At 75.9% G+C, this 5,894-nt stretch carries 6 protein-coding genes and 1 pseudogene; 3 read left to right on the top strand and 4 right to left on the bottom strand.

The window, feature by feature from the left end; all coding sequences use genetic code 11:
- A pseudogene (locus ACLIYP_RS28805) lies at window positions 1–580 on the bottom strand (hypothetical protein); the annotation flags it as partial.
- Window positions 581–812: 232 nt separating this feature from the next.
- A complete protein-coding gene (gene purD, locus ACLIYP_RS28800) occupies window positions 813–2,108 on the bottom strand; it encodes a phosphoribosylamine--glycine ligase (RefSeq protein ID WP_412716029.1) in 1,296 nt (431 codons plus the stop codon).
- A gap of 328 nt (window positions 2,109–2,436) precedes the next feature.
- Between purD and ACLIYP_RS28795 the strand changes: the two genes are divergently transcribed.
- Window positions 2,437–3,186, top strand: coding sequence for an SLATT domain-containing protein (locus ACLIYP_RS28795; protein WP_412716028.1), 750 nt, complete (start codon window positions 2,437–2,439; stop codon window positions 3,184–3,186).
- Window positions 3,187–3,223: 37 nt separating this feature from the next.
- Here ACLIYP_RS28795 and ACLIYP_RS28790 read toward each other — a convergent pair whose 3' ends face one another.
- Window positions 3,224–3,874, bottom strand: coding sequence for a hypothetical protein (locus tag ACLIYP_RS28790; protein WP_093663081.1), 651 nt, complete (start codon window positions 3,872–3,874; stop codon window positions 3,224–3,226).
- A gap of 84 nt (window positions 3,875–3,958) precedes the next feature.
- Window positions 3,959–4,612, bottom strand: a complete 654-nt coding sequence (locus tag ACLIYP_RS28785; protein WP_412716027.1) for a GntR family transcriptional regulator — start codon at window positions 4,610–4,612, stop codon at window positions 3,959–3,961.
- A 161-nt stretch (window positions 4,613–4,773) separates the two neighbouring features.
- On the opposite strand from ACLIYP_RS28785, the gene ACLIYP_RS28780 reads away from it, so the two are divergent.
- Both ACLIYP_RS28780 and ACLIYP_RS28775 read left to right on the top strand, forming a co-directional pair.
- Window positions 4,774–5,385, top strand: coding sequence for a DJ-1/PfpI family protein (locus tag ACLIYP_RS28780; protein ID WP_412716026.1), 612 nt, complete (start codon window positions 4,774–4,776; stop codon window positions 5,383–5,385).
- Window positions 5,382–5,858, top strand: coding sequence for a MarR family winged helix-turn-helix transcriptional regulator (locus ACLIYP_RS28775; protein WP_412716025.1), 477 nt, complete (start codon window positions 5,382–5,384; stop codon window positions 5,856–5,858). Before ACLIYP_RS28780 ends, ACLIYP_RS28775 begins: the two co-directional genes overlap by 4 nt.
- The last annotated feature ends 36 nt before the right edge of the window (window positions 5,859–5,894 follow it).

Below are 5,894 nucleotides of genomic sequence, written 5' to 3'. Positions count from 1 at the left end.
AGCGCCGCGCGGCGGCGATGTCCGGGTGCGCGGACGGGCCCGTCCCGGCCACGATCGGGGCGAGGAGCGCACGCAGCTCGGCGACCCGCATCCACCACAGGAAGGGGGAGCCGACGACGAGCACGGGGGCGCCCGCGCCGCGCGCCGTGCCGGGGCGCGGCAGGCGGCGGCCGCGGGTGGTGTGCGCCCGGTCCTCCAGCCAGCTGTCGCAGTCCGGTGTCAGGGCTATCGCCGAGGGCGCGGGGACGTCCAGCCGGTCGGCGAGGTCGCGTATCAGCCGGTACAGGTCGGGGGCGGCCGACTCCTCGATCTGCACGGTGGGGCTGACCGCCGGGCGCGCCCGGGCGATCACGGCGGCCACGCCCGCGGCCGCGGCGAGCACCGGCACGGCGACGGCCGCGGCCGTCCAGCGCAGTGCGTCCCAGCCGTCGCCGCGGAGGTGGCCGGTGGCCCCTCCGGCCAGCAGGACGACCGCCGCGGCGGCGGGCAGCAGCGCGGCGCCCAGCGCGGCGCCGCGCACCCTCAGGACCGCCAGCGCGTGGTCGCGCGCCGAACGCGCGCCCGTCTCCGGTACTGCCACGAGTCGCTCACCCCCTTGCCGATCCCCCGCGCCTGCTGTCACTCCCCCACTGTGGCACCGGCAACCGACATCGCAATGTGCGGTGGGCCACTTGCCGGAGCCGTCCGCGGGAACCCTAGTCGGCGCCCGCGGGGCCGTCAGCCGGATGAGGAAGCGGTCACTCGATGGAATGGCTTTGGGTAAAGCTGGGTGCGGAAACCCGCTCGCCGGGGTGTCCGGCCGGGGTGCCGGTTCAGGCCTCCCCGGCGGTCGCGGCCTCTCCTTCCGCCGCGGTCTCCCCGGCGGCCGCCGCGGCCGCGATGTCGCCGCGGTGGTGCGAACCGGCCAGCCGGATGCGGGACACCGCGCGGTAGGCGTGCTCGCGCGCCTCGGCGAGACCGGCCCCGGTGGCCGTGACGGACAGGACCCGGCCGCCCGCGCTGACCACGCGCCCCTCCTCGTCCAGCCGGGTGCCGGCGTGGAGGACGTACGCGGTGGGGGCGTCCTCCCGCGCGACCTCCTCCAGCCCTTCGATCACATCCCCCGTGCGGGGGGAGGCCGGGTAGCCCTCGGAGGCGACGACGACGGTGACGGCCGCGTCCTCGCTCCAGCGCAGCGGGGGGAACTCCGCCAGGGTCCCGGTGGCCGCCGCGTACAGCAGACCGGACAGCGGGGTCTTCAGACGGGCCAGGACGACCTGGGTCTCCGGGTCGCCGAAGCGCGCGTTGAACTCCACCACGCGCACCCCGCGCGAGGTGATGGCCAGGCCCGCGTAGAGCAGTCCGGAGAAGGGGGTGCCGCGGCGGCGCATCTCGTCCACGGTGGGCTGCAGGACGGTGGCCAGCACCTCGTCGGCCAGCTTGGGGTCGGCCCAGGGCAGCGGCGAGTAGGCGCCCATGCCGCCGGTGTTGGGGCCCTCGTCGCCGTCGTGGGCGCGCTTGAAGTCCTGGGCGGGCCGCAGCGGTACGACGCACTCGCCGTCGGTCACGGCGAACAGGGACACCTCGGGGCCGTCCAGGTACTCCTCGATCACCACCTGCTCGCAGCCGCGGGCGTGGGCGCGCGCGGCCTCCAGGTCGGGGGTGACGACGACGCCCTTGCCCGCCGCCAGCCCGTCGTCCTTGACGACGTACGGAGGCCCGAAGGCGTCCAGCGCGCGGTCGGTCTCCTCGTCGGTGGTGCACACGTAGGAGCGGGCCGTGGGGACCCCGGCGGCGGCCATGACCTCCTTGGCGAACGCCTTGGAGCCCTCCAGCCGGGCGGCCTCGGCCGACGGGCCGAAGACCGCGATGCCGCGTCCGCGCACGGCGTCGGCCACCCCGGCCACCAGCGGGGCCTCCGGCCCCACCACGACGAGGTCGGCCTCCAGGCCGGCGGCCAGTGCGGCCACGGCCGGACCGTCGAGCGCGTCGACGGAGTGCAGGGTCGCCACCTGGGCGATTCCGGCGTTGCCGGGCGCGCAGTGCAGCGAGGTGACGTCGGGATCGAGGGACAGGGAGCGGCACAGGGCGTGTTCGCGGGCGCCGCCGCCGATGACGAGGACCTTCACGCCCTGCACCCTATCCGCCCCCTCCGCGGCCCCGGCGGGTCCGCCCGAGGGGCGGACGGCGGGGGCCTGCCGGGAGTCCGCCGGGGACCGCCGCGGCCGGTGGGACGTCGTACGTGGTCAGGGGCGCGGGACGGCAGCCGAAACGCGCTTCTCACTCCATCGGGTGAGGAAAGCGGGGCTTGTATACCCAATCGGGATGCACGTATGGGCGGAAATACCGCGAAGGCCGAGAGACCTCCCACTTTTGGGGGTAGGAAGGGGCACCGAGCGGTCCGAGGGAGGTCCGTCCGCGAGTGGATCCGAGCGAGGGCTTTGTTGGGAGTGGCGGGTGAGTCAGCCGGAGATGCGCCCCGGAACGGGCAGCGGCACGGGCGGCGGCACGGGGCGGGGCGAGCACGGGGACCTGCTCGGGCGGCCGTTCCCGCTGGGGGACTGGGGCGAGCCCGCCGAGCGTCTGGACGAGCTGTACCGGTGGGTGGAGAGCGGGGCGCTGCACGTCATGGAGTGGTACCTGGCCGACCGGGTGCGCAGGCGCCGGTGGGCCAGGGCGCTGCGGGCGGGGACCGCCGCGGGGCTGGCGGCCGGGGGCGCCCTGCCGCTGCTGGAGCTGGCCGGCGGGGTGCGGGGCGCGGCCCTGTGGGCGTTCCCGGCGCTGCTGCTGGCGGCCGTGTGCGCGGGATGCGACCGCTGGTTCGGTCTGACCTCGGGCTGGATGCGCAGCGTCGGCACGGCGCAGGCGGTCCAGCGGCGGCTGGAGATACTGCAGTACGACTGGGCCTCGGAGAGCGTGCGGGAGGTGCTCGGGCCCACCGAGGGCACGGCGAGCGAGGCCGCCGAGCGGTGCCTGGGGGTGCTTCGGCGCTTCTCGGAGGACGTGACCGAGCTGGTGCGGGGCGAGACCGCCGCCTGGATGGTGGAGTTCCGCTCCGGTCCGGCGCCGCTGCACACACAGTCGCTGACCTCCTCCGCCTGGAGCGCGCGCACCGCGCAGGCCGCCGCGCAGCCGTCCCGCTTCTCGCTGCCGCCGGGCGTCCGGCCCAGCATGCCCCGGCAGCGGCCCCCGGAGGGGCCGCGCTGACGGCGGCTCACGGCGGCCGCCGTGAGCCGCCGGACCGCTAACCGAAGAGGATCATGGAGCCCTGCGCCAGGCTCCGGGTGGCCGCGGCGTGCAGTCCCAGCCAGACGTGGCGCTCCCGAGCGAACGGCCCGCCGTCGTACACCGGCACGGCCGCCGGCTCCTCCAGCTCCGTGGGGCGGGCCGGGGGTTCCGGCGCGGGGGGCGGGTTGGCGGGGTCGATGCCCAGGTACGGGGCGACCGCCTCCAGTTCGCGCAGCAGCCCGTGGCTGGAGCCCAGCGGACCGCCGCCGGCGAGGAGTTCGTCGTCGGAGAGCGGGTGGGCGAAGTCGAGGGGTACGTACGCGCCGGCGTGGTCGTAGTGCCACACCAGGTGCGACTGCTGGGCAGTCGGGGCGAACATCTCCAGCAGTTGCTCGTACTCGCCGCCGAGCGCGTCGACCGGAGTGACCTCCAGGCCGCAGAGCTGGAGGAGGTGGGCGCGGCGCAGGAAGTGCAGCGCGTCGTAGTCGAAGCCGGCGACCGGCGCCACGTCGCCCGACAGCCCCGGCATGTAGCCGTGGACGGGGACCGGCGGCAGCCCGGCGGCGCTCAGCGCCCTGTCGTACGACGCGAGTTCCTCGGCGAAGGGGTTGTCGGGGCTGTGGCACAGCACGTCGACGAGCGGCACCAGCCAGAGGTCACAGGCCAACGGGTGCTCCAATGCGGCAGGCGGTGGCTGACGGGGGTGCGGGCGGTACGGGCGGACGGGGTCCGGGCGCAACAGCGTAGTCGTTCACTCCAGCCTCTCGGCGAGGGCGAGGCAGCACTCGTCGCAGGCCGCGACCAGGCGCCCGGCCGCCGCGTCGTCCCCGCGCCCGACCGCGTCGGCCAGCTCGCGGTAGCCGGTCCACAGCAGCTCCCGCAGACCGGGCCGCTCGCGCAGGTGCGGCACGGCGAAGACCCAGCACTGCACGCGCAGCCGGTCCAGGAACTCGGTTATGTAGGGGTTGCCCATCAGGTCGCCCAGCTCCCGCCAGAAGCGCAGGTCGTAGCCGATGAGCACGTCCAGGTCCCCGGTGAGCGCGGCCCGCTCGGCGGCCTCGGCGCGGCGGCGCACCGAGGCCAGCCGCTCGTCGCCGGGGATGGGCGGGGCCGGTCCCGCGGATCTGCGGAAGACCCCCTCGGCGACCAGGGTGCGCGCCTGGACCATGGCACGGTAGTCGGCGGGCGTGAAGACGTGGACGCGGAAACCCCGGTGCTGCTCCACGTCCAGCAGGCCCTGCGCGGACAGGTCGACGAGCGCCTCGCGCACCGGGGTGGCGGAGACGCCGTACTGCTCGGCTATCTCCTTGACCGTGAAGCCCCGGCCGGCCGGGAGGCGCCCGGCGAGCACCTCGTCGCGCAGCGCGTCCGCGATCTGCGCGCGCAGCGTGCTGCGCTGGATCACGGGCGCCTCCTCACGGCTTCGGACGTCCGGGCGCCGGCGCAGTCTGCCATCCGCACCCCCTTTTCCAGGGGGTCAGCCTAGCGTCCATTATTTGACAGTATCCTGTCGAACTGACAGCATGTTGTCATAAGCGACCGGGCGATCAGCTCCGAGGAGGAGCCATGGAACGCAAGACCGTGCACGTCGCCGTCTACGACACCTTCGCCGACTGGGAGATCCCCTACGCCACCACCGCCCTGACCGGCGCCGGGCACCGTGTGGTGTACGTCGGCGAGAGCGGCGAGCCCGTGATCAGCATGGGCGGCATGCAGGTGTCGCCCGGCCTGTCCGTCGCCGACCTGCGGCCCGGCGACAGCGCGCTGCTGATCCTGCCGGGGGCGGACGCCTGGGAGAAGGTGCTCCCGCCCTTCGCCTCGGCGGCCCGCGCCTTCCTGGACGCCGGGGTCCCCGTCGCGGCCATCTGCGGGGCCGTGACCGGGCTGGCGAAGGAGGGGCTGCTCGACGACCGCCCCCACACCGGTGCCGCCGCCGGGGTGCTGGCCGCCACCGGCTACCGGGGCGGCGGCCACTACCGCGAGACCGACGCCTGCACCGACGGGGACCTGATCACCGCCGGCCCCACCGAGCCGGTGGCGTTCGCCCGCGAGATCCTGGCCCGGCTGGAGGCGTACCCGCCCGAGGTGCTGGACGCCTGGTTCCGGCTGTTCCGGCACTCCGACGCGAGCGCCTACGAGGTGCTGGCGGCCCACGAGGGCGCGAGCGGGGCGGCGTGAGCGCCCCCGAGCTGCTGTCGGGCACGGCGCTGGCCGTCTTCCGGCTGAACGGGCAGTTCCTGTCCGCCGCCGAGCGACTGGCCCGGCCCGCCGGGCTGACCGCCGCCTGGTGGCAGGTGCTCGGCGCGGTGCTGCCCGAGCCGCTGCCGGTGGCCGGCATAGCCCGGGCCATGGGCGTCACCCGGCAGAGCGTGCAGCGCGTGGCGGACCTGCTGGTCGAGCGCGGCCTGGCGGTGTACGAGCCCAACCCCGCGCACCGCCGGGCCAAGCTGCTCGCCCCCACCGAGGAGGGCCGTGCGGCGGTGGACCGGATCATCCCGGGCCACGCGGAGTTCGCCGCGCGGCTGGGCGAGGCGCTGGGCGGCGAGGAGGCCTTCGCCGAGGTGCGCGACGCGCTGGAGCGGCTGTCGAAGGCACTGGACGCCCTGGAGGCGCCGGGCGGCAGGGACGCCGCGGGCCCGGCGGGGGTGTGAGCGCGCGGGCCCACGCACCGGGGGCCCCGCGCGGCG

The sequence above is a fragment of the Streptomyces nanhaiensis genome (assembly GCF_046614825.1).
GTDB lineage: Bacteria > Actinomycetota > Actinomycetes > Streptomycetales > Streptomycetaceae > Streptomyces > Streptomyces radiopugnans.
The sequence above is the reverse complement of the archived record's forward strand: the minus strand, read 5'-3'. Positions and strand labels throughout refer to the sequence as shown.